This window comes from Streptomyces beijiangensis (assembly GCF_017315755.1).
Classification (GTDB): Bacteria; Actinomycetota; Actinomycetes; order Streptomycetales; family Streptomycetaceae; genus Streptomyces; species Streptomyces beijiangensis.
This window is the reverse complement of the sequence record NZ_JAFLRJ010000557.1, coordinates 1-670: the sequence shown is the minus strand read 5'-3', so window position 1 is coordinate 670 and position 670 is coordinate 1. Positions and strand designations below refer to the sequence as shown.

General features: G+C 76.1%; 1 protein-coding gene and 1 pseudogene. Both read left to right on the top strand.

What is annotated here, in order from left to right; translation table 11 throughout:
• The first annotated feature begins 56 nt into the window (after positions 1-56).
• Complete coding sequence (locus tag J0695_RS36735; protein ID WP_206969100.1) at positions 57-242, top strand: Trm112 family protein; 186 nt, start codon at positions 57-59, stop codon at positions 240-242.
• A gap of 39 nt (positions 243-281) precedes the next feature.
• Positions 282-670, top strand: a pseudogene (locus J0695_RS36730) (SIS domain-containing protein); the annotation flags it as partial.

The window sequence follows — 670 nt, the reverse complement described above, 5'->3', positions numbered from 1 at the left end:
CCCCACCCCGGCGGTACGCTGACGTCACCCAACCCAAACGTTCGAAGGGACACCCCATGCCGCTCGAAGCCGGCCTCCTGGAGATCCTCGCCTGCCCGGCCTGCCACGCCCCGCTCAGGGACGAGTCGGCATCCGCCGAGACCCCCGAGCTGGTCTGCACCGGCAAGGACTGCGGCCTGGCCTACCCCGTACGGGACGGCATCCCCGTCCTCCTCGTCGACGAGGCCCGCCGCCCCGCATAGCGCCCCAGCAGAAAACACAACGGAGGAGGGGCCTTCCCCATGCTCGACGAGACGCTGCTGGACACACCGGACGCCCTGGCCCGAGCCGACCGCCTCGGTCTCCTCCGCGGCGCGGCAGAGGCGGGCGCCCGCGTCCGTACCGCCGCCCGGCACGCCGTCGAGGCCGGCATCGCCGAGCTCAAGCCGGAGGGCCGCCCGCGCGCCCTCCTGCTCGCGGGCCCCGGCACCGCGGCGTCCGGCGTGGCCGACCTGATCACCGCGCTGGCCGGCCCCACCGTCCCCGTGACCCGGCTCGGCCCCAGCGGGGTCGCCTCCGCCGCCGGCGCCCTGCGCTGGGCCCTCCCGGGATGGGCGGGCCCGGTGGACCTCCTGCTCATCACCACGACGGACGGTACGGAACCGGGCCTCGCTCTCCTCGCCGAGCAGGC

Excerpts from the sequence above, each read along its gene's own strand:
- J0695_RS36735 (WP_206969100.1), top strand. The coding sequence starts at position 57 with ATGCCGCTCGAAGCCGGCCTCCTGGAGATCCTCGCCTGCCCGGCCTGC.